This window comes from Desulfosporosinus sp. HMP52 (assembly GCF_000765145.1).
Classification (GTDB): domain Bacteria; phylum Bacillota; class Desulfitobacteriia; order Desulfitobacteriales; family Desulfitobacteriaceae; genus Desulfosporosinus.
In genome coordinates this window covers 1-23,716 of sequence record NZ_JMGA01000021.1, presented here as the reverse complement: position 1 = coordinate 23,716, position 23,716 = coordinate 1, and the positions used below count along the sequence as shown (strand labels likewise).

The following is a 23,716-nucleotide window of genomic DNA, read 5'->3' as shown; positions in this document are numbered from 1 at the left end:
CTTAAGAGTCCTGCTGCCATCGATAACCCGAGCCCCAAACTGTCTTGATATATTCAGGTTGGGAAGGGTTGTCCTCAATTTTTTCCCGCAAACGCCTAATGTGGACATCCAAGGTCTTAGTATCCCCAAAGTAATCATCACCCCAAACAGTATTCAGCATTTCTTCCCGTTTGAGGGCCCTCCCCGGATTCTCCATGAATATTTTTAAGAGTGCAAATTCAATAGGGGTCAGCTCAATCTCCTGCTTATTTTTGAATAATTTGTTGGCAGTAATATTTAAGCGCAATTCCCGACAATTATAAATTTCTCTAGGCTCTTTATATCTAAGGCCTCTGCGCAAAATAGCCTTTACCCGAGCTATCAACTCTAAAGGGTTAAAGGGCTTAACCATATAGTCATCAGCCCCTAATTCTAAACCGAGGATTTTATCCGTATCCTGACCCTTTGCAGTCAGCATAATTACAAACGTCTCTTGCATCGTCTCGCGAATTTTTTGACAGACCTCCAGTCCGCTGATACCTGGAAGCATTAGATCGAGTACAACTACTTGGGGATCAAAGATTTTCAAAATCTTAAGGGCTTCCTCTCCGGAAGCAGTGTGCTCCACTAAATAACCCGCAGCGCTAAGGTTAAGGGTAATAAAACGTCGGATTGATTCCTCATCTTCTACGACTAATACCTTTACTTTTTCATCCTTCATCTAACCACTCCGTGTACGACTATTACAGGATAAAGGTCCCGCACATCTATTTTAAACTATTTGCCTTTGAATAAGAGCTTTTTTTGACTCGGAGGCAAATTAATTTCCAATAAACCTGTAGCTCTTGTCCCCAGCTTAATAAAACCGTTTATTCGCTATGCTTTTACAATACACTAAATAACTCAGAGGTTAGTTACAAAGAAATTAATAATAGTTACAAAATAGTTACGGCAAAACAAAACGCCGGTTTCCTCATCTTCGAGGAAACCGGCCTTAAGAGATTGTATTGTTAGATTGGACTGAAGAAATTATTATTTTTTATAGAAAAACTGCTATACCAAGCAGATGTACTTACTCCTAGTTCTCAACTAAAATTCGGTGTGTTCTGTCCGGGTAATAATCTCTTCCTGCAAGGCCTCGCTCAAATCGCAGAAATAGTCACTGTACCCAGCCACCCGGACAATCAGATCTCGGTATTTTTCCGGTTCAGCTTGGGCAGCTCGCAAGGTCTTGGCACTGACTACGTTAAATTGGATATGATGACCGCCTAATTTGAAATACGAGCGAACCAACTGCGCTAATTTGTTCAGCCCCTCTTCTCCCTCAAGAACCTGCGGAGTGAACTTCAGGTTTAACAGAGTACCTCCGGTTCGAGCATGATCCAGTTTAGCTGCTGATTTAATGACCGCCGTTGGTCCCATCAGATCCATTCCCTGAACGGGAGAGATTCCCTCCGACAGAGGTTCCCCAGATCTACGACCTTCCGCAGAAGCGCCAATTACCGAACCAAAATAAACATGGCAAGTTGTCGGCAACATATTAATCCGATAAAAGCCCCCCTTAGTATTCGGCCTGCCATTAACTTCACTATAGTAAGCATTAAAAATATCCACCATTACATCATCAGCATAGTCCTGATCATTACCAAAGTGAGGGGTCTTGTTAACCAGAAGCTGCCTTACTGCTTCATGTCCTAAGAAATTGGCGTTAAGCGCGTCAAGAAGCTGATCCATGGTAAGATTCTTATGGTCGAAGACATGATATTTTATACCAGATAAGATATCTGTCAAGCTCCCTAAGCCCACTCCCTGTACATAGTTGGTATTATAGCGAGCACCCCCGTCATTATAATCCTTTCCTTTAGCTATACAATCATCAATTAACAGTGAAAGAAAAGGCGACGGCATATACGTGGCATAAAGTCGTTCGATAATATTGCTTCCTTTGACCTTGATGTCCATAAAGTAATGCAGCTGCTTCTTAAAGGCAGCGAATAACTCTTCGAATCCCTTAAAAGACCTGGGATCTCCGGTTTCTATACCCAATTGTTGACCGGTTCTGGGATCTAATCCATTATGTAAGACTAATTCAAAGATTTTAGGCAAATTGAAATACCCAGTAAGAATATAACTTTCTTTACCAAAGGCCCCCGTCTCCACGCAGCCACTGGTTCCACCTTGTCGGGCATCCTCAATTAGTTTACCCTGGCGTAAAAGTTCTTCTACCACAGTATCGGCATTGAACAATGATGGTTGCCCCCACCCTTTGCGGATAATTCGAGCTGCCCTCTTCAAGAAACGATCCGGGTTCTTCTTACTTAACTGAATGTTCGAGCTGGGTTGTAAGAGACGCATTTCATCGATGACATCCAAGACCAGATAGGTTACATCGTTGACACCGTTTGAGCCATCAGCTTTAAGACCTCCGCTGTTGATATTGGCAAAATCCGTATAGGTTCCACTTTCCGCCGCAGTAACTCCTACTTTAGGAGGAGCCGGTTGATTATTAAACTTCACCCAAAAGCATTGCAGCAGTTCCCGAGCCTGTTCCTCATTCAAAGTCCCTTCATCGATACCTCTTTGGTAGAAGGGAAATAAATGTTGATCCAGCCGTCCCGGACTAAAGGCATCCCAGGTATTAAGTTCTGTAATAACTCCTAAATGGACAAACCAATAGGCTTGCAAAGCTTCCCAGAAATCCCGTGGGGCATTGGCTGGAACGTGAGAGCAAACCTCAGCAATTCTCTCTAACTCTTTTTTTCGCAAGGGGTTAGCCTCACTGCAGGCCAGTTCCAATGCTTTTTTCGCGTGTCGTTCTGCAAAGGAGATAATCGCCTGAGCACAGATCCCCATAGCTTTGAGTTCTTCTTGCTTATTGTATGCCTCAGTATCATTTAAGAAATCCAGCCTACTCAAGTGCTCATCTATTTTAGCAATAAAATCCCGAAATCCTAAGTGATAGATTTTATCATCAAGTACTGTGTGCCCCGGAGCTCTTTGCTCCATGAACTCTGTGAATATCCCAGCATCATAGGAAGCTTTCCAATCCTCAGACATTTCCTCAAAAATCAGATCCCGCATAGAGTTATTTTGCCAATAAGGGATTATCCGCTCTTCATAGGCCTTTCGAACTTCCGGACTGACCTTAAAGGATATTTTAGGCCGGGAATTCAAAATGTCCAGATCATCCAAACTATGACAGCAGAGTTCAGGATATGTATATGTCGCCTTGGGTGCCGGCCCTCTTTCTCCCACGATTAACTCATCTTCATTAATGCAAATCTCTTTATGCTCCAGTAAATATTTGAATGCTAAGGCCCTTTGCACCGGAACGGATTTATTACCTGCCGAACGATAGTATTCAGTTATTAACTCTGCTCTTTCAGCAGAAATAAATGCTTCGGTTTCTAAGCTTTGTTGTCTTAGTTTTGTCACTCTCTGATTCATAATTAGCCCTCTCTCCTCTAAATGAGTTTATGGTCCCCTTCATCCCCCAATTTTGACCTCTATTCCGAACTGCTCCAACTTCTGAGCAATTTCGGACATCCTTTCATCATTGGGAGAATTGAGACCTGATAAACCATACTCCCGCCCTAGTCTCTGATACTTATCTAATCCCGCCTTATGGTAAGGTAAGCAATGAATTTCCTTGACACGTTTTAGCCCTGAAACGAATTCCCCTAATTTTTCAAGGTCATCTTCACCGTCATTGATTCCGGGAATGATTGCAACCCGAACAATTACTTTTGGATGATTCTCGCTTAACCAGCGCAGATTGTCTAGAATTAGTTCGTTGGGAACCCCGGTAAAGTTCTGATGCTTGCTGCTGTCCATTAGCTTTAAATCATAAAGAAAGAGATCCACGTAAGGACTAATTTTTCTTAACGTTTCAATTTTTACGAATCCGGCTGTTTCTACCGCTGTCTGAATTTCTTTCTTCCGACACTCTTTAAGTATCTCCATCAGAAAGTCAGCCTGCATTAACGCTTCACCACCGGAAAAGGTCACACCTCCCCCGGATTCGTCATAGAAAATTAGATCTTTCTCGATTTCAGTCAGGACATCTTTAACTGACATCCCTTTAGCGGCAAGTTCTCTTACCCCAGTAGGGCAAACCTTACAGCATTCTCCACAGGCCAGGCACTTATCTCTAAAATAATGTGCCTGGCCTTGAATAATCTCCACTGCTTTACTGGGACAGATGCTCAAGCATTGTCCACAGCCGATACACTTATCCGGTCGATAAATTAACTCTTGATCAAATCTCTGACCCTCAGGATTATGACACCACTGACACTGAAGAGGACACCCCTTAAAAAAAACCGTCGTTCTAATGCCCGGGCCATCATGGATGGAGTACTTCATAATATTAAAGATTCTGCCCTTGTGCAAATTCATACACTCCCATTTAGAAATCCTGGAAACCTTGAAATTAAGTTCCCTGCAATTTACTAAGTTCAAAAACTTTTCGTGGTTAAAAATAATATTTAAACACCTATTATCTAGGTAGTAATTCAAGAGAATATCTATAGAATCCTCCATTCATATGAAGATTCTTGGGTGATTTTTCCCTTAAGGTTTGAGAGAGATCTTAATATAAAGCACTAATCTTTGAATGTCCGGGTTTCTTGATTAGGTTATGGAACAGAAAATCAATGAATTATTTATAAAAAGCGCTAGCGTTTGGAAAAACGCCAGCGCTTTTTATAAAAGTTATCTATCCTTTAGGTAGATTTTATGGGTTCTTTCTCTGGACGTTGATTCGAAAATAAGCTCTCCGGAAGTCCATCATAGCCAAAAAAGCTGTTTAAACGTGTTAAAAGGACCGTCCCTTTAACACTTTAACACTTATCCACCTGCCATAAGGTGGATGGCTTCAACATTATCTCCGTCATTTATGACGGTTGAGGCATAATCTTCCTTCTGAATAATCTTCGTATTTACTGAAACGACAATCCTCGGATAAGTAAAGTTTTTTTGCTTGAGAAGGTCTTCAACTGTTAGGCCTTCATGCCATTCGCAGTCTCGATTATTTAGTTTAATCAAGTTATCACCTACCGATGTTTTTCCACGACCTCGAGAAGCTCCGGCAAATCCATTCCCAGTTCTTGAAGTCTTTCCACGGTTGGTACACCATCCATCGTCCAACCCCGACGTTTATATACTGCGTCTGTGAGCTTTTCATATTGGCTCTCACGATACTCTCTCATGACCTTTATTTTTTCTGCAGTGGTTTTCCCGGTTGTATCATACTCCAAAAACTCTTTTAGTTGACTGTCATAGCGTTCTTGTCTGGATTCGTATTCTTCAACAGTCACAGGCCCCATGGCTCTGTAGGGAAGTTTATCGTGGACACGTTTGCCGTATCCCATTCGAATATTGAAGATTCTCTGGAAATTATAGACCCGCTCGGATTGACGGATCAATTCGAATTTATCAATATTCTTTCCTGTAACAGCGTTGTAAATGTCGACGTAATTCTGAACATGCTCCGGAATTTTAGCAGGTTCGTCTGTCGATTTATTATTAGCAGGGGCTATATCGTTCCAGGGCAATTTGCAGAGACCGTTTAACCCAAACCAAGTTCTAAACATTGGGTAATAGTGCAGGGCTTCCGCCTTATCTTCAAAGGTTGGAATCTGATTATTCACCATATCCATAAAAATTAACCAGGCTTCATCGTGTTGAGGACCTTTGTTCGTGAGGCCGTATCCCCCTTGTTGAGCTAAGGACTCTTTTGGCAAGTACTCGGAGAATTCAAGACCTTTTTGTTCCATACCTATGTCAAAGAGGAACTGTGGATCTGCATGATATTCTTTCTCAAAGAGAGCCTTCATTTTACGAATTCCCAGACCGGCAATCTTGCCGAAACCCACTCCCTTAGACATTTGGTGAATGAGTTCAAAGACTGCTTCTTGGTTACCGAAATTCAGTTCCAAGCCTCCGGTTCTCTCCTTGTTAAGAATACCGTTTTCATAGCATTCCATAACAAAGGCGGTAAGGGTAGCAAAGGAAATAGTGTCCAGGCCATAAGTGTCACAATAAAAGTTTAATTCCAGTATGGCATCCGGATCGAAGATACCGCAATTCGAGCCTAGACCTGCAGCATTTTCATATTCAGGACCGTCTATTGTCACTTTTTGCCCTTTATAAGGGCCAGTCTTCAGTTCAAAGTGATCCGCTGCTTTCGCACAGGCCATACTACAGCCATGCCAACATCCGTCGGGGGAATTCTGGGTTACTTTTTCGATGAAAACCTCGGGGGCAATCTTATAAGTATCTTTATGGGCACCGAATTTATAATTATGAGTTGGTAAAAGATCGTATTGATCCATGATTTGAATAATATTAGCTGTACCAATTTTACGCATTTGATTCTGGGAATTATCCAGGTCGTGGATCTCTTTATGCAGCTTAATACCTGTTTTGTTCAGGGTAAGCTGGTCAACAGGATGGTTTAAATTGCCCTTTACTCCTGCGCATTTGATGACCACGGCTCGAATGTGTTTATCTCTGAAAACAGTACCGATACCGCCTCTGCCGGCTTGCTTGAGACGAATTCCTTTTCGACGGACATCATAGAAGGTAAAGTTTAAAAGACCGATATTCGTATGATCAGCTGCAGTTCCTGTAGAAATAACGGCAATATTTCGTTTATCTTCTTCGTTATCTGCATATTTTTCCGTTAGCTGTTCGCCAAGAATATGGGTGTCTATCGTCTCACCCACTGCTTCTTCAAGGGTAATAGTTCCCTTTGTACCATCGATAATAATAATGACATCTTTCTCAGCTTTTCCTTGAAGTTCAATGGCATCAAAACCGACAAATTTAAGGAAGGGACCGAAATATCCCCCTGCATTGCTGTCAATGGGCATATTGGTCAGGGGGGATAAGGTAACAACCAAGGATTTTCCGGAACCCGGGTATTGAGTAATCCCTCCGACAGGTCCGCTGGAAATAACAATTTCGTTTTCCGGATCATTCCATTTCGTTGATTCCGTTACCCCTTGCCACAAATAATAGAGGCCAAATCCCTTGCCGCCTATGAATTTATCTTTCATCAAGGGGGTAACGGGCTTTTCTTTGATGTCGAGATTACCAACATTGATATAAAGCGTTCGATCCGTATAGCCTTTATCCAGAGGTTTTAAATCATAGTTATATTCCTTAAGAAACTTATGTTCCAATTTGTAGTTTTCTACATCCATGTAATTTCCTCCTAAGCTTCTTCCGAAATGTAAATCGCCTGGGTCGGACAGACTTTTGCGCACTGGCCACAAGCTATACATTTAAAGGGTTCTAACAGATCCCCTTGCATTTTCATAGCCAGCTCAGGACAGAAGCCAACACACATAAAACAACCAACACAGACTTTCTTGTTAACTCGAACAACACCATTTTTATCTCTGGAAATTGCCTGGACGGAACATACATCCATGCATTCGCCACATTGACTGCATACGCTAATTTTACTATCAATTACTCGTATGGCTGATTTCTCTTGATTAGCTTCCTTAAAGTAGGTTTTTGAGCATATTTTCTCACACTCTCCACAACCGATACATAAGGATTCATTCTTAGCTAAGAGTTTCAAGTATTACACCTCCGGTATTATTAGATGTCAAAGTATTCTTTCCTAGACCACCGCAGGTTCGAGCAGCAACTCTCCTTTTACGAAGCGGTCCAAACCAAATCGCTCAATCGGCATAAAACACTCTTGTCCAAGAATTTTCTGAGCCAAAAGAACTGCTGTCTGGGGGGCGACCATAAAGCCATGACCACTGAACCCAGCAGCAACCCACATCCCCTTCGCTTCCGGTACTTCGTCTAAAATAGGATTAGCATCCGGACTCATATCATAAAGACCTGACCACTGACGAACAACACGAAGGTTCTTCAATAGAGGCAAGACTGTGGTGGCTTGACGGGCTACATCCTCCAAAAACTCCCAACTCGAATTTATGTTAAAATCCTTGGGTTCGTTGGGGTCACCCACTCCCATGATAAAACTTCCGTGGGGGGTCTGCTGACAGTATAAACGATGGTGGAGGGAGATTACCATAGGCCCCTGACAAGGTTCAACCGGTTCTGTGACCAGAGCTTGGTGCCTCTGAGGATAAAGGGGAAGATCGAAATCCACCATTTTACAGATGGTTCCGGCAGCGTAACCACAGGCATTAATCACCATTGAAGTAGCAATATCTCCTTTTGAAGTCTGAACAGAGGTAATCTTACCTTTTTCCCGAGTGATACCGATGACCGAGGTATAAGTCTCAAATTTAACTCCCAGCCGACTGGCAGCTTTATAATAGGCATCGACAACATGAAAAGGATTTGCATGACCATCCGAGTGACAGAAGGTTGCGCCGACCAGTCCGTTAATATTCAGATGGGGTACGATTTCTTGGGCTTCCTGGGGAGTAATCATTTTCGTAGGAATTCCAAGGCTATGCTGTACTGCAACATTTTTCTTGTACTGGTTCCATTCTTTTTGAGTGTAGGAAACCATAAGGTAGCCGCCTTGCTTAAATTCGATATCTTTATCATATTCCAGCTCTTCATTCATACCTTCAAAACGTCTGACACTATCCCGAGCAAGTATAGCGTTGGTTTCCGTTCCCCATTGTTGGCGAACTCCGGCGCCGCACCGTCCTGTTGCTCCCGAAGAAAGGTACTGTTTTTCAACGACAATAATATCTTTAACACCACGCAAAGCCAGTTCATAGGCTACTGCGCAGCCAATTATTCCGCCCCCGATAATTACAACGTCAGCTGCTTTTTGCAATTTATTCACCCCCCGCAAAGGTTCCAAGTTTTACAGGCTTCACTGTCGGCCGAAAGGTAGGCATCAAAACTTCTCCAACAGGAATCCCGTAATACTTCGACAATTCCTGAGCAATCATCATCCGACAAGTGCGCCCCTGGCAAGGACCCATTCCAGCACGAATTACACGTTTAATTTCATCAATTGTACGATACCCTTGTTCAATCAGAGCTTTAATTTCGTCTAGGGTGATGTCCTCACATCGGCAGACGATTGTTTCCTTAGTTTGCATGTCTAACCCCTCCTAAACGAATACTGCGCACGTCCATGGCCAGATCACTGGGCACGACGATGGATATTGTGTAGGTCTTATTCTTTTGGCCGCCGGACTGAACTTTAACGACTTCAAAGCTGCCAAGTTCTTCACCGGCTCTATTCAAGCCCGCCACTTTCTCTCCAACTTTAGGGACCGGCAAATATTCAAAAGGGATTCTGACAATTGCCTCTGTTTCACTATAGGACCCATCGACAATAAAAATTGCCAATCCTGGGCAACGGCTAAGGCAGAGTCCACAGCCGTTGCATTTGTCAAAATCTAGTTTAGGCAGATTATTAATATCCGCCATGGGTTGAATTGCCCCTTGTTTACAGGCCTCTGTACAGGGATTACAGGGAATCTCTTGGAAACATTCGATGATTGCTACAGGGCCTTTTTTAAGTCTTTCCTCAGAAGGGGAAACCTTTTTTACATCTTCTGCTGTTGGAATTCCGGTCTTGTTTAGCACACTGCTTCCCCCTTGTCCATAAGTTTCATAATCCCTTTCACGGTCTTTTGTCCGGCGGGACCGGAACGAAGTTCACTTAATTCAGCAAGAGCTTCAGCTTGAAGTTGGGGAGCCACACCTGCTCCATATCCTAAGCTATAGGCAGCACTAATACCGGCCAAACGACCCTCTACCATAGCGGAACTTGCTTCCTCAACTCCACTTACATCCCCCGCCACATATAGATCAGTCCGAGTAGTTTCCAAATACTCGTTCCTAATAGGCACATGTCCGGAAAGCTCAGCTATGTATTTCAACTGGCAGTCTGCTTGAAAGCAAAGCTCGGTTAAGGGACTTAAACCAACAGCTAGACAGATCACATCAACGTTAAGATCTTGTTCAGTGCCGGGAATCTGTTGCCAGTTCTCATCGAGCCTGCAGATAATTGCGCCCTCAACACTTTCTTGACCATAGGCTTCCACAATAGTATGGGAGGTTAAAATCGGAACCCCGGCTCGTCGAATCTTAGAAGCATGAACAAGATAACCACCGATGGTCGGTGAGGCCTCAATAATCGCAGCGATCTCCACCCCTGCCTGCATCAATTGGTAGGAGACTATGAGTCCAATATTACCTGCCCCAATCATCAAGACGCGTTGTCCTGGGACAATCCCATGTACATTCATCAGAGTTTGGACTGCCCCTGCCCCATAGATACCTGGGAGATCGTTATTGGGGAAGGCGATCATTTTTTCGGAAGCGCCTGTAGCTACGATAATTTTTTTCGGTTCTATCTTTAAGTGTTTTCCTTGTCTTTCTGCAGTTACCACACCATCTTCATACACTCCCAAAGCGGTGGTGTCTGTCCAGACTTCAATGTTAGGATTTTTTTTGCATTCCTCAATAAGTAAGTTCCCAATCTGATAGCCACGATCACCGGCGTACTGTTTCTTGGAACCAAAAAACTTATGGGTCTGTTTAACTAATTGGCCACCGGGTTCTCCATCTCGTTCCAGGACAAGAACTGTGGCCCCTAAGTTTGCCGCAGCTGATGCAGCACATAGACCCGCTGGTCCCCCACCAATAATGAGGATCTCTATCTCTTTCACTTCAGGTGCCCCTTTCCCTGCTGAGTTTCTACCCTCATGCCTGCTTTTAATTTTTCTACACAAATTCTGACATTGGGTTCTCCATCGACAACCATTAGGCATGAAGAACAATTTCCGATGGCACAGAAGAGACCACGGGGCCGATTCATCGTGTGGCTGTGGCCTAATACTCTAATTCCAGCTGCATGTAATGAAGCAGCAATAGTTTCACCTTCATAGCCTTTAAGTTCCTGCCCATTAAAAAAGAAGGTAATCTCTTCTCCACGCAGAAATTCTAAAATTGGATGCTCGGTGATACGCATTAAAAATTCACTCCCCCAGTTACAAAATCGATGTAAACGAAAGTCCTATCCTGTTAGAATAAATATGCAATTCTCGTGCCAATAAACAGGTTATTGAGATACCCGCTAGTTCAGCTACCATATCTGTACTATTTTTAGCACTAATAAAAGAGTTCTCCCCATGAAAAAGAGTTCTCCCTATAAAGAAGAACTCCCTAATGTCCAAACTCATTTTAACAGTCATCTATATTCCGCAAGAACTACAATTCTCTCGAGAGGTAACCTTTACTTTCCTAAAGTCCATTTCCAAAGCATCAAATACTAACAATTTTCCGGTTAAGAGTTCGCCTATATTAAGGAGGTATTTTATTCCCTCAGTGGCCTGAATAGTGCCAATAATGCCGGGAATGACCCCAAGTATGCCCACCTCTTGATTACCGGGAACCGCATCTCTTGGTGGAGGATCTAAAAATACACATCGATAACAAGGGCCTTCACCCGGTACATAAGTCATTGTCTGCCCCGCATATTCTACCACACCCGCATGAGAAAAGGGTTTTTTCAAACGGACACAAGCATCGTTAATTAAAAACTTGGCAGCAAAATTATCCGTTGCATCTATTACAAAATCATAATCTCTATCCTTTATGATATCTGTAATATTGTCTAAAGTAGCCCACTCTTGGTAGGTTACAACGTTGACATCATGATTCAAATCTTGAATAGTTTCTTTACCAGATGTAACTTTAGGTTTAGAGATATCTTTATAAGCGTGAATAATTTGCCTTTGCAAATTGGAAATCTCTACAAAATCCGGGTCAACGAGTCCAATAGTTCCAATACCGGCAGCAGCAAGATACATTGCTGCCGGTGAACCCAGCCCCCCTGCACCAATAATAAGTATTTTTGACTCCAATAGCTTTTCTTGTCCTTTAGTTCCAATCTCCCTTAGGTTAATATGTCGGGAATATCTCTCGGATTGTTCGAGGGTGAATTTCATTGTTATTGTTGCCTCCCTATTTAGAATAATGAAACTCACATACTACATAAGACTACATAAAAGCCCCCACTTGTACAAGTGGGGGTAGCTTCTGTCAAGCTTTTTGTAAGGAAGGTATAAATCTATTCGCCCAGATACGCTTTACGAATATCCTCATTTTGGGCCAGGTCTGGGGCTAGACCTTCCAAAACTATTTCCCCTGTCTCTAAAACGTAGGCCCGATTGGAGATCTCTAAGGCTAAGTGAGCATTCTGCTCAACTAAAAGTATTGTAGTTCCTGCCACATTGATATCTTCAATAATATGAAAAATCTCTTCTACCAGCATAGGTGCCAGTCCCATACTTGGTTCATCAAGTAAGAGTAAGTCCGGCCGAGCCATTAAGGCTCTTCCCATGGCCAGCATTTGTTGTTCCCCCCCGGATAAGGTGCCGGCTAGCTGCTTGATTCTCTCCTTTAACCTGGGAAAATGATGGTATACTCTGTCAAAATCTCCTTGGTCAGGCTTACCCTTCCTAATATGAGCACCCATCAGGAGGTTCTCATAGACAGACATATCAGGGAATACGCGGCGTCCTTCCGGCACATGAGACAGACCCATCTCTACAATCTTATGAGGGAGAGCTCCTTGAATTTGAATATCCTTAAAGGTTATCTTACTATCCTTATTAGGTGGTTTTTCAAGTCCCGAGATTGTCCGCAGGGTTGTACTCTTCCCAGCTCCATTTGCCCCAATCAAGGCAACGATCTCACCACTTTTTACTTCCAAGGAAATGTTGTGCAACGCTTTAATTGCGCCATAACTTACACTGATATTTTCTAACTTCAACATCTTGGTTACCCTCCCTAGCGCCGAATTCTGCTTTTAAATTCACCGGAGCCCAAGTAAGCTTCGATAACAGCTTTGTTGCTTCGAACTTCAAGAGGCGTACCCTTAGCAATCAGTTTACCGTAGTCCAGCACGGCAATTCTCTCTGAAATACCCATGACCAGCTTCATATCATGCTCAACCAGAAATATTGTGATTCCCGTATCCCGGATTCTACGAATCATTTCCATTAATACTACTTTTTCTTGAGGGTTCATACCAGCTGCAGGCTCATCTAAGAGAAGAATCTTCGGTTTAGATACTAAGGCTCTGGCAATCTCCAATCTCCTTTGCTCCCCATAAGAGAGATTTTTAGCCATATCCTCTCTCTTTGCCGCCAAATCCAGGAATTCCAAGGCTTTAATCGCATTTTCTTCCATTTCAGCTTCTTCCTGCTTCATACTTGGCAACCTGGTAAAGGCATGAAATAAACCGGCCTTCCCTCGGCAGTGAGCACCTATCTTAACATTATCCAAGACAGATAGTTCAGGAAATAGCCGTATTGTTTGAAAGGTCCTGGTAATTCCCATATCGGCTATTTTGTGGGTAGGAATTCCAGTTAGAGCTTTGCCATCAAGGGAAATCTTCCCTTCTGTAGGCTGATATATACTGGTAATCAGGTTAAATACTGTACTTTTTCCCGCTCCATTAGGACCAATTAAAGCCAGTATTTCACCCTGCTTTACTTCGAGGTTTACAGTATCAACTGCAGTCAGACCTCCAAAGCGGATGGTCACGTTGTCCAAAGTTAATAAGCTCACCCTTATTCCTCCCGTCCGGCCTGTTTTTTCTTAGTCAACATAAATGCACGACGAACGGCCTGCCTTAGGTTTACTCCGCCCAATAAACCATAAGGACGGAAGATCATGATAATGACCAACAATACTCCGTAAACCATCATCCTGTAATTGGCCAGAGGCCTTAAGATTTCAGGTGCCGCTGTAAGGACGATAGCACCAATAATTGTTCCGGGGATACTTCCTAAACCACCTAGAACAACAATACTCAGAATATCAACCGACTTCATAAAGCCAAAATCCGTAGGTTGAATAAAGGTAGTTGTGTGGGCAAACAAAGCGCCCCCCACCCCTGCGCAAAAAGCTCCAATGGCAAAGGCCTGAATTTTATACAAGGTAGTATTGATGCCTACAGCCGATGAAGCAATCTCATCTTCCCGAATGGCTAACATAGCCCGGCCATTACGAGAGTTTTCCAGCCAGACCATAAGTACTAAAGTAATTACAGCAATCGTCATAACGATGGGAAAGGTTGTTGATCCCTGAATTCCCAGAAAACCAATTGCACCATTGGTAATCTTCATATTAGTAAACTGAACACGAACTATTTCTGCAAAGCCAAGAGTAGCTATAGCTAGATAATCCCCTGTTAAGCGCAAAGTCGGAAAGCCAATAACGATGCCAAAGAGGCAAGCCACCAGTCCGCCGATTAATACTCCGCCCAGAAAGGGAACGTGATAATTTACAGTAGCAATTGCTGAAGCATAAGCTCCAATACTCATAAAGGCAGCATGACCGAGGGATAACTGACCTGTTACTCCGGTGATAAGATTTAGACCCAGGGCCATGATTAAATTGATACCAATAAATAAACCAATCATTAATAAATAGGGGGGCAGAACATCTCCAATAGCATCTGTAATAAAAGCAGTTAAGCCGAGCACACAAAGGAACAGCAAAAATTGTACTAACCAATTATCTAATAATTTTTTCATTGCCATCCCCTCCTAAACCTTCTTGTTGGCTTTTCGCCCCATGATTCCCGATGGTTTGAATAGAAGCACTAATATTAGGATGGCAAAGGCAAAGGCATCCTTGTACTCCGACAAGTTCACAGTGATACCCAATATCTCAGTCAGTCCAATAACTATTCCCCCGATCATTGCCCCGGGGATACTCCCAATTCCTCCAAGGACTGCTGCAGCAAAAGCTTTAAGACCAGCTAAAAGCCCCATATAGGGCTGTACTGCATTAAAGTAAATACCGGCTAATACACCAGCTGTCCCGGCTAATCCGGACCCTATTGCAAAAGTAACAGATATGACTCGGTCAATGTTGACTCCCATCAGGCTGGCGGCATCTTTGTCTTGGGCACAAGCACGCATTGCTCTGCCCATTTTTGTATAGGTCACAAAGAGATGTAAGCCCAGCATCATGAGACCTGCTACTCCAATAATTACAATTTGGTAAATGGTAATCTGAAAATTTCCAATTTCAAAGATTCTATTCTCAAACAATGTCGGGAAACCTCTAGTATTGGGTCCCTTAACTCGAACCATAAATGAAGAAAGAAAGATTGATACACCAATGGCGCTAATCAGTGCGGAAAGTCGTGACGAACGACGAATAGGTTTGTAGGCGACCCGCTCAATGACAACTCCTAGTATCATTGTAATAAGGGTAGCCCCCAGTAAGGCGGTATAAACATTGACATAATTGGTCAGTGCTAAAACTAATCCGGCGTATGCACCAAACATAAAGATTTCACCATAAGCAAAATTGATCATACCAATAATTCCGTACACCATTGTGTAGCCTAAGGCAATAAGGGCATAAATACCACCTAGGGCGAGCCCGTTAACAAGTTGCTGCATCAGATTGTTCAAAATCGGCAAATTCGGCGCCCTCCTTAAAAAATAACAAGTAGATTATTTGGACTTTTCTGAATTTCTCTTAATGTTTTGTAGCAGCACCGATCCAGAGGACCTTGTGCTGCTACTTCTTTAAGTTCATAGGAACAAACTCGTCTTAGATTATTTAACTTCTACAGGCACTTTCTTGAGTAAGGCGAACTTTCCATCTTTAACTTCCAGCAAATATACTGGGCTCTTAATTGGCTCACGACTTTCTTGGAAAGTAATAGACCCGGAAACTCCATCATAGTTCTTGGTTTTCGCGAGAGTATCCTTAAATTTCACAGGATCAGCACTTCCGGAATCCTTGATTGCTTTAGCGATAATCATTAAAGCATCATATCCTTGAGCAGCAAAGAGATCCGGCAATTCATTGTTATATTTGGCTTTAAAAGCATTAATGAACTTTTCTGTATTAGGTGTTGGTTGCTCCGGAGAGAACCCTGCATAGGAGATAGAACCTTCTACCGCAGCTCCACCAATCTTCATGAGGTCATCCCCTTGGAGTCCGTCTCCTCCAACCATTACAGCCTTAATCCCTACTTCACGAGCCTTCTTCATGATCAAGGCTCCTTCAGTATAGTAACCGGAGAATACAATAACATCAGGGTTGGCCGACTTAATTTTAGTAATCTGTCCGCTGAAATCAGTGTCTTTGTCTTGAATAAATTCTTCAATTACGATGTTTCCGCCATTTGATTTAATTGCATCACTGAAGATCTTTGAGAGAGATACACTGTAATCATTGTTCTTAGAAGTAATTAAGGCTACATTTTTCCAGCCTTTATCTTGGATTACATATTTCATGGTTGCTGGAGCAGCAATTGTATCCAGCAATGTATCTCGGAATACATAAGGCCCAATTTCTACTACATTAGTTCCTGTTGAACCAGCGGACATGATGACTGTATTTTTGCTGTTAGCAATCTGTCCTGCAACACGAGTAATCCCTGTAGTTGGGTCACCAACAATAGCAACAACCTTATCTTGGCTAATTAACTTGTTTGTAATGTTAATAGCCTGGTCTTTTTGACCGGCATTGTCCTCTTCGACTAACTGAACTTTACGTCCAAGGACACCTTCTTTATTAAGTTCTTCGATTGCCATGTTTAAACCTTTTAATGTGTTCAATCCATAGATTGCCACATCCCCCGTCTTGGCACCCAAGAAACCGATTTTAATCGGCTCTTTGCTCTCTCCTCCGCTAGGTGCTGTTTCGGCAGGCTTACTCGCCCCACATCCACTCACTAGGATTAAAGCGGACATAATGAGACTTAAGACTACCAGTGCTTTGCTCTTCTTGATAAACATTTTTTTCCCCCTTTTTTCTTGAAATATAACTGTATGTATTATTTGACAGATTCTTAAAAATCCCTGCTGTACTACTTGAATAATATTGTATTTTTTTCTGATTTTTAGGGGTTTTTTAATAAAATGTTAGACAATGTTTATACACTTTTGTGCAAAAATGTTTAAACGCCCTCTAGTCAACTAACACTTCTTAGGGTACATTAATAGATACGAGGAGTGGGTGATTATGAAATCTTTATCCCTTTCAATAGTAATGGATCAAAACGTGCTGGTCATTCCAGCCAACCAAAGTCTGCAAACCGCTTTGGAGAAGGCAAGTACTCATCATTTAATTGTAGTCTCTGAAAGTCAGGTTATCGGTGTCCTCACTATAGAACAAGCCGCTTTAATCTCGCCTTCCAGTCAGTTATTACATAACCTTCAGTGGATCCCTCCACTAATAATCGAGCCCGAGATGGATACAATCGCTTTTTGTCAGGAACATCTTCATGATTTACGACCAGTCGTTGTAAGGAGTACCAGTGGAGAAATACTCGGGATTGTTACCCCAATCCTTTTAATGCAGAGCTTGTTTAACTCATGGAAGATAATTAATACCTTTTTTGACACCCTTCTTGATACCGTTAACGAAGCTATCGCGGTTGTTACTCAAGACGGGGTTGTCAGTCATTGGAACTCGAAAGCTCAGGCTATGTATTCCATTGCTGATCAATCAATTATCGGAAAGCCTATTTCCAATTTCTTCGAACGTACCGCCCTAGCAACTCTATCAATTCTTGATGAAGGAAGACCCATCCGCCAAGCCTATCACAGACCACGTCCCGAAACCCATGTCCAGATTAATGCATCCCCCGTTATTCTGGAAGGTGAGATTATCGGAGCTATTTCTGCAGAACAAGACATAACTCAAGTAGTTCGTCTCAACGAAGAACTCTCAAATGCCAGCTCTCTTTTGTTAGACCTTAAACAAAAGACTGACCCATCCAAGGACCCCTTCACTCGAATAATCGGCAAAAGCCAACCGATCCAACGTACAATATCTATCGCTCGAAAAGTTGCCGGCAGTGAGGCTACGATTCTAATCACCGGGGAAAGCGGGGTTGGCAAAGAACTCTTTGCTCAAGCAATCCACAAGGATAGTCCCCGGGCTACTAAACCGTTTATTGCTGTAAATTGTGGAGCTATTCCCATTGCTCTCTTTGAAAGTGAACTCTTTGGCTATAAGGGCGGGGCCTTTACTGGGGCTGAACGCAAAGGCAAACCCGGTAAAATGGAATTGGCTCATGGAGGCACCCTTTTCTTAGATGAAATCGGAGAGTTACCAATCCAGCTTCAAGTTAAGTTACTAAGGGTCTTACAAGATAAGTGCTTCTATCGGGTGGGAGGTACGGAGCCAATAACTGTAGATACGCGAATTATCGCCGCAACAAACCGTGACTTAGATAAGATGATTAAGAGCGGAGATTTTCGCGAGGATTTGTACTATCGATTAAACGTAATTGCTCTGGAAATCCCTCCTTTACGCCAACGGACAGAGGATATTCCTGATTTATTACAATCCTTTCTTAAAGAATTCACAATCAAATATAAGAAACCCATCCCTATCCTTGATCCTGAGATAATGATTAATTTCTTAAAGTATGATTGGCCGGGAAACATCAGAGAACTTAGGAACGTCATAGAACGGCTGGCTATTCTTGCCGAAGGAAAAATGCTTAATAGCCAGTATCTTCCTCCCCAACTATTATCTTTAAATTATGATTTACCCTCTCCGGTTACTTCCTTAGCCTCCCAGATCATCCATCGTAATCTCCACCATGATGATTCAGGAGAAATGAAACGCATTGTCATAACCTTAGAGAAAACTAACGGCAACAAGACAGCCGCCGCAAGACTTCTTGGCATCTCCCGGGGAACCCTCTACTACAAACTCAAACAGTATGGCCTAGTTTAAATGTGTAAGGGGGACGGTCCTTTTAACACACTTTTAAAGTGTGTTAAAAGGACCGTCCCCCTTACACTATTTCTTCAGCTTAGCTAAGGCATCGGCCAGCGCTGTATTTATCAATCCACTGTCCTGCTGATTTTGCAGATATTTACTGACATCCTTTTTATTGAGATTCCCTTTCTCAGCTTCTTTGCGTTTCGTAAAGGAAGACAGCTTTTCGCGATACCCGCAGACACAGGAGAACAGCTTACTATCTCCTTCTCCTTTAATTTCCATCTTTTTATGACAGTCGGGACACCGGGCATTGGAAATCTGTGAGATTCCTTTCCTATAGCCGCATTCTCGATCTTGGCAGACCAGCATCTCTCCTTTTTTTCCTTTGACTTGCAGAAGATACTTGCCACACTCCGGACATTTGTTTCTCGTCAGGTTATCATGCTTAAATGTCTGGGAACTGCCGATTACTGTAGATACAAGTTGAGTTGTATACCCTCGAATTCCTGTCAGAAAGGACTGACTTTGGACTTTCCCTTTACCTATTTCCGTTAATTGTTGTTCCCATCTGGCAGTTAGCACCGGAGATTTCAGTTCGGCAGGAACAAGACCTACCAGCTGAATACCCTTGGAGGTAGGGACTATCTCTTTACCTTGCCGAGACATGTAAAAGGAATTAAACAATTTTTCTATAATCTCAGCGCGGGTTGCAGGAGTTCCCAGGCCGTGACTTTGATCCATTGCTTCCCTCAATTTTTGATCATCAATTAATTTCCCCGGATGCTCCATGGCTGAAAGCAAGGTGGCCTCAGTATGTCTGGCAGGAGGCTTAGTTTTGCCAGATTTCAATTTAACGACCAAATTCTGAAACATATCCCCTTTGGCGATTTCCGGCAGGTTTTGCTCATCTTCTTCATCTGAGTTGTCAGACTCATTCCCAAGACGACTCTGCCCTTCATAAACCTTCTGCCAGCCTTTAAGCTTTACAATTTTCCCTTTGGCAGTAAATCCTTCTCCATTAATAGCAACTTTTATAAGTGTCTGTTCATATTCAAAGGCCGGAGAAAGGACGGCTAAAAACCGTTTAACAATTAGATCATAAATCTTCAGTTCCTCCGAACTAAGTCTAGCTAAGGTTGGTGGCTGTTCGGTGGGGATAATGGCATGGTGATCAGAAACTTTAGAACCATCCACAAACCTTTTTGTAATAATCGGCTTATTGCGCAAAATACTTCGGGCCAAATCAACATAAGGCCCCAAGGCAACACTTTTTAAGCGCTCAGGTACAGTGGACACGATATCTTCACTGATATAACGGGAATCAGTTCGGGGATAGGTTACTATTTTATGATTCTCATACAATTGCTGCATCACAGAGGATGTGGTTTTAGCCGAAAATCCATATTTTCGATTGGCATCTCGTTGCAGCTCCGTCAGATCATAGGCCAAAGGAGGGAATTCTTTCTTTGCTTCCTTCTTTACTTCTACTACTTCCCCCGCTTTGCCAGAGATTTTAGCTAATAGTTGGTTAGCTATATTCTCATCAAAGATACGAGTTTGGCCTTTATGATCCTGCCATTGAAGTGTAAATCCCTTTGCCATAGCGTTAATAGTCCAATAATCTTTAGGAACAAACTTCTTTATTTCATTTTCTCGCTCAACAACCATTGCTAAGGTAGGAGTTTGCACTCTACCTGCCGAAAGTTGAGCGTTATATTTACAAGTTAACGCCCTAGTGACATTCAAGCCCACTAACCAATCAGCTTCTGCACGGCATTCCGCCGCAGCATATAAAGACTCATATTCTTTTCCGGGTTTTAAATGATTAAAGCCTTCTTTAATAGCACGTTCGGTTAGAGAGGAAATCCATAGACGCTTGATTGGCTTTCTCCACCCGGCTTTTTTGATAATCCAGCGTGCTACTAATTCCCCTTCTCGCCCTGCATCTGTGGCAATAATCAAATCTGTAATCTCAGGACTCTTCATCAGGTTCTTGACCACCCCAAATTGCTTGGAGGTCTCTTTCATTACCACTAATTCCATCTTAGGCGGAAGCATAGGCAAGTCTTCCACCTTCCATGATTTGTATTTTTCGTCATAGGCCTCAGGATCGGCTAAAGTAACTAAATGCCCCAGTGCCCAAACCACAACATATTTTGGGCCGATAAAGCATCCGTTACCCTTCTGATTACAATTAAGAATTTTCGCAATTTCACGACCAACGGAGGGTTTCTCTGTTAATACTAAGGTCTTTCCCATGTCAAATCTTCCAATCTTTTAAATAATTGAGCATTTGTAACATTACCTTTTTACATACTAATATTCTTATTAGAACTTATTGTTTATCTACCAGGAGAACCATCCCGGCCAATCCCATTTGACTGACCTTGGTTTCCTTTTAAGGCGGTTCTTAACGTAAGTGATTCTCCTCTGGTACCTTTCTTTGATAATTGACAACAATTATTCCGAGAGCAACTAGGGCTAATGCCAGAAACATATTAACTGCCAGATGTTCCCCCGGAATTAATAAGGCCGATAAAATTGTGCCTGAGACGGGTGTCATAAACTTATAGACACTAATTTCTCCTGCTTTATTATATTTTAATATAGCATACCATAAAGAAAAGGCTGCGGCGGAAAGAAAGGCAGAATAGCCAAGGAGAAGTAGGGCTTTATTGGAAAAAACAATGGCCTGAGGTTGCAAACCCGGCAATCCTACTGCTATTAGAAGCGATGAACCTAATATCATTTGCCACCCAGTCAGAACAAAGGGATGAACCTCTTTCGAAATTCTTTTGGCTAAGATGGTACCTAAAGCACTTACTACACCAGATAAAATCATAAATCCTTCGCCTAGCCAGGAGAAATCGAGGTTAAAGTTTTGACCTGAATTAATTAATATAATCCCCAAAAAACCCGCTATCAGGCCAACCACTTTGCGAACATTTAATCGATCATCTCTATAAACGAAGTGGGCTAAGACTACTACAAAAAAAGTACTTGCCGAGGATAAAATGGCAGCTTTCATGCCGGTGGTATGAGCTAACCCATTATAGAAAAAAAAGTATTGCAAACTAATTTGAAGTAAGCCTAATAATATAAGCTGCGGAAGTATCGTTTTTCTTACTTTCGGTGTTTGCCCTAGTGCTATCATAGTTATAAGGAATATCAGAATACCGGCTAAAAAGAATCGTATCCCTGCAAATACAATAATCGCCGAACGATCATCCGGTGCTATTTTTAACTCCAAATAGCTTATTTTCAAGACTGGAAAAGCACTCCCCCAGAGAACAGCGCAGAAGAGGGCAATAATAATGACCCAATATTTGTTGGTTAAGTAGTCTCTCCGATCATGTACTTTTTTGGGTAAAATCAAGCTATTCTTACATTCCTTCCATTGTAATACTTCAATAATCTATTCTTTCAATAATAGTCCAGATTAGTACTATGGTCAAATATCGAGTTCAAACCAAAAAGTAAAAAGAACCTACTTTTTAGGTTCTCTTCCCACATTTCAGATCATTTACAGCTATTAAGCATTTCAATTAGTTGATCAGAAAGAACATACATTTTACTTAGATGTTGCTCTGCATCCTTTTTTTGACCTATGTTCATAGAATTAACAGCCAGTTTGGCCTGTTCATGAAAATCAGTATGTAGGCCTTTTATCGATTGGCTATCAATCTGACCGTAAAACCTTTGTTCTGAATTTAACCATTTACCAAGTCTGCAGGAATTATAATCACCTGCTTCTTGAGGATCTATCTTATCATTATTCATAATCATTGAGTCAATACGCCAAACCCATAATTGGTGATCAGTAATTGCCAAATTTATGATATCTGAAGGTGTAAGGTTAACTTTAAAGCGCAAATTATCTTTACGCATTGCTTCAATAAGTATTCCGATTTCGCTCAGTTTTTTTGCCGATTCCACAGACTTTTCTACAGTTTTAGAATAATTAACTGAAACATTATCAATCGTCGCAGCAATTTCATCAAAGGTAGCAGACTGCTCCTCTGTCATCGGGGCAATATTATCTACCTGTTCCTCAGTAATTTCTATACTTCTTATTAACCCATCAAGGGACCCTTCTATAATAGCGGCTTTTGCTGCTGCAGCTTCAGTAGAACAACTGAGACCTTCAATATGCGAGGTTGTTAACAACGATTGTTCTGTCAAGTTTTGGACTTTGCTGGCAATATTTTTTACAGACTGTTGGGTTTTCTCGGCTAGTTTACCCACTTCCTTTGCTACTACCGCAAACCCTCGTCCCGATTCTCCCGCTCTGGCAGCCTCAATAGCTGCATTAAGAGCTAATAAGTTGGTTTGCTTAGCGATATGTCCAATCATATCAGTAATTTCACCAATTTTTGATACATACTCCTTTTGCTCTGCATTCTCAAAACGTAGTTTATTAAAACTAGTTTTTATCGTACTTATCTGGGCGAGGAGTTCTTTGACATTTTCAACACTAGCATAGGTATTGTTTTTTGCCTCAGAAGCAGAATTTGTTATCTCCTCAGTTATTGAAGATGCTACACTTTCGATAGATTGAGCCGTATTAACCACCGCGTTGGTAATTTGCTTAATCTCCTCAACCTGATCTCGAAGACCATCATTTTGCAGGCGTATAACTTTCAATTCTTCATAGGTAGCTGAAACGATTTTTGAAAGCCCTAGAGTTGTGTTTTTAAATGCCAACTCATAATTATCAATAAGCTGATTTACTTTTTGAGTTAAATCCGTTACTTGTTGAGACCTTCCTGATCCGAAGGAACTAATTCTTTTACTCAAATCTCCATTACTCACTGCATCAAGAATCTCAATTATCACAGTCAATTCAGACTCACTTTCCGGAGTAACGCTGCTATTCTCTCTTCTTCTGAACACTTCTATCTACCTTTCTTTACTAGATTTAGATTATAAAGCTAAGAAAGATTTAACCTAACCAACTAGCCGATCCAGAATCCTATTAACTCATACAACAAAACATCTCACTTCCGAGTAAGTATGTTATGGAAAACAAATAATTCTAGCAGTAGATATT

Annotated in this window: 21 protein-coding genes; 1 reads left to right on the top strand and 20 read right to left on the bottom strand. The window is 42.0% G+C overall.

The window, feature by feature from the left end:
- Position 1: 1 nt before the first annotated feature.
- From DP73_RS09790 to DP73_RS09710, 17 genes are all read right to left on the bottom strand, one after another.
- Positions 2-700, bottom strand: a complete 699-nt coding sequence (locus DP73_RS09790; protein ID WP_034599183.1) for a response regulator transcription factor — start codon at positions 698-700, stop codon at positions 2-4.
- 368 nt (positions 701-1,068) lie between these two features.
- A complete protein-coding gene (hypD, locus tag DP73_RS09785) occupies positions 1,069-3,426 on the bottom strand; it encodes a trans-4-hydroxy-L-proline dehydratase (RefSeq protein WP_034599181.1) in 2,358 nt (785 codons plus the stop codon).
- A 39-nt stretch (positions 3,427-3,465) separates the two neighbouring features.
- Positions 3,466-4,377, bottom strand: coding sequence for a glycyl-radical enzyme activating protein (locus DP73_RS09780; protein WP_052090536.1), 912 nt, complete (start codon positions 4,375-4,377; stop codon positions 3,466-3,468).
- A 450-nt stretch (positions 4,378-4,827) separates the two neighbouring features.
- Positions 4,828-5,025 (bottom strand): sulfur carrier protein ThiS, encoded by a 198-nt coding sequence (gene thiS, locus DP73_RS09775; RefSeq protein WP_034599178.1) that lies wholly within the window; start codon positions 5,023-5,025, stop codon positions 4,828-4,830.
- Between the two features lie 8 nt (positions 5,026-5,033).
- The gene (locus DP73_RS09770) at positions 5,034-7,187 is read right to left on the bottom strand and encodes an aldehyde ferredoxin oxidoreductase C-terminal domain-containing protein (RefSeq protein WP_034599177.1); all 2,154 of its coding nucleotides are present in this window, start codon (positions 7,185-7,187) and stop codon (positions 5,034-5,036) included.
- An 11-nt stretch (positions 7,188-7,198) separates the two neighbouring features.
- Positions 7,199-7,573 carry a 4Fe-4S binding protein gene (locus DP73_RS09765; RefSeq protein WP_034599176.1) on the bottom strand — a complete coding sequence of 125 codons (375 nt, stop codon included), beginning with the start codon at positions 7,571-7,573 and terminating at the stop codon, positions 7,199-7,201.
- Positions 7,574-7,615: 42 nt separating this feature from the next.
- Positions 7,616-8,764 carry an FAD-binding oxidoreductase gene (locus DP73_RS09760; protein ID WP_034599175.1) on the bottom strand — a complete coding sequence of 383 codons (1,149 nt, stop codon included), beginning with the start codon at positions 8,762-8,764 and terminating at the stop codon, positions 7,616-7,618.
- 1 nt (position 8,765) lies between these two features.
- Positions 8,766-9,035, bottom strand: coding sequence for a (2Fe-2S)-binding protein (locus tag DP73_RS09755; RefSeq protein WP_034599174.1), 270 nt, complete (start codon positions 9,033-9,035; stop codon positions 8,766-8,768).
- The gene (locus DP73_RS09750; RefSeq protein ID WP_034599173.1) at positions 9,025-9,528 is read right to left on the bottom strand and encodes a 4Fe-4S binding protein; all 504 of its coding nucleotides are present in this window, start codon (positions 9,526-9,528) and stop codon (positions 9,025-9,027) included. The genes DP73_RS09755 and DP73_RS09750 overlap by 11 nt, the downstream gene beginning before the upstream one ends.
- Positions 9,522-10,616 (bottom strand): FAD-dependent oxidoreductase, encoded by a 1,095-nt coding sequence (locus DP73_RS09745; RefSeq protein ID WP_034599172.1) that lies wholly within the window; start codon positions 10,614-10,616, stop codon positions 9,522-9,524. Before DP73_RS09745 ends, DP73_RS09750 begins: the two co-directional genes overlap by 7 nt.
- Positions 10,613-10,918 (bottom strand): (2Fe-2S)-binding protein, encoded by a 306-nt coding sequence (locus tag DP73_RS09740; protein WP_034599171.1) that lies wholly within the window; start codon positions 10,916-10,918, stop codon positions 10,613-10,615. The genes DP73_RS09745 and DP73_RS09740 overlap by 4 nt, the downstream gene beginning before the upstream one ends.
- A gap of 223 nt (positions 10,919-11,141) precedes the next feature.
- The gene (locus DP73_RS09735) at positions 11,142-11,897 is read right to left on the bottom strand and encodes a HesA/MoeB/ThiF family protein (protein WP_034599217.1); all 756 of its coding nucleotides are present in this window, start codon (positions 11,895-11,897) and stop codon (positions 11,142-11,144) included.
- Positions 11,898-12,019: 122 nt separating this feature from the next.
- Positions 12,020-12,727, bottom strand: a complete 708-nt coding sequence (locus tag DP73_RS09730; RefSeq protein WP_034599170.1) for an ABC transporter ATP-binding protein — start codon at positions 12,725-12,727, stop codon at positions 12,020-12,022.
- Between the two features lie 14 nt (positions 12,728-12,741).
- Positions 12,742-13,524, bottom strand: a complete 783-nt coding sequence (locus DP73_RS09725; RefSeq protein WP_034599169.1) for an ABC transporter ATP-binding protein — start codon at positions 13,522-13,524, stop codon at positions 12,742-12,744.
- Between the two features lie 2 nt (positions 13,525-13,526).
- On the bottom strand, positions 13,527-14,495 hold the full coding sequence (locus tag DP73_RS09720; RefSeq protein ID WP_034599168.1) for a branched-chain amino acid ABC transporter permease: 969 nt from the start codon (positions 14,493-14,495) through the stop codon (positions 13,527-13,529).
- Positions 14,496-14,507: 12 nt separating this feature from the next.
- Positions 14,508-15,395: a branched-chain amino acid ABC transporter permease gene (locus DP73_RS09715; protein ID WP_014903891.1), complete on the bottom strand. Its 888-nt coding sequence runs from the start codon at positions 15,393-15,395 to the stop codon at positions 14,508-14,510.
- Positions 15,396-15,533: 138 nt separating this feature from the next.
- The gene (locus tag DP73_RS09710) at positions 15,534-16,724 is read right to left on the bottom strand and encodes an ABC transporter substrate-binding protein (protein WP_081963003.1); all 1,191 of its coding nucleotides are present in this window, start codon (positions 16,722-16,724) and stop codon (positions 15,534-15,536) included.
- 226 nt (positions 16,725-16,950) lie between these two features.
- Here DP73_RS09710 and DP73_RS09705 point away from each other — a divergent pair, with 226 nt between their 5' ends.
- A complete protein-coding gene (locus DP73_RS09705) occupies positions 16,951-18,678 on the top strand; it encodes a sigma-54-dependent Fis family transcriptional regulator (RefSeq protein WP_034599167.1) in 1,728 nt (575 codons plus the stop codon).
- A gap of 66 nt (positions 18,679-18,744) precedes the next feature.
- Here DP73_RS09705 and DP73_RS09700 read toward each other — a convergent pair whose 3' ends face one another.
- The 3 genes from DP73_RS09700 to DP73_RS09690 form a co-directional block, all read right to left on the bottom strand.
- Positions 18,745-20,925: a DNA topoisomerase III gene (locus DP73_RS09700; protein ID WP_034599166.1), complete on the bottom strand. Its 2,181-nt coding sequence runs from the start codon at positions 20,923-20,925 to the stop codon at positions 18,745-18,747.
- Between the two features lie 151 nt (positions 20,926-21,076).
- Positions 21,077-22,042: a DMT family transporter gene (locus DP73_RS09695; protein ID WP_034599165.1), complete on the bottom strand. Its 966-nt coding sequence runs from the start codon at positions 22,040-22,042 to the stop codon at positions 21,077-21,079.
- A 143-nt stretch (positions 22,043-22,185) separates the two neighbouring features.
- Positions 22,186-23,559 (bottom strand): methyl-accepting chemotaxis protein, encoded by a 1,374-nt coding sequence (locus tag DP73_RS09690; protein ID WP_034599164.1) that lies wholly within the window; start codon positions 23,557-23,559, stop codon positions 22,186-22,188.
- Positions 23,560-23,716 lie beyond the last annotated feature (157 nt).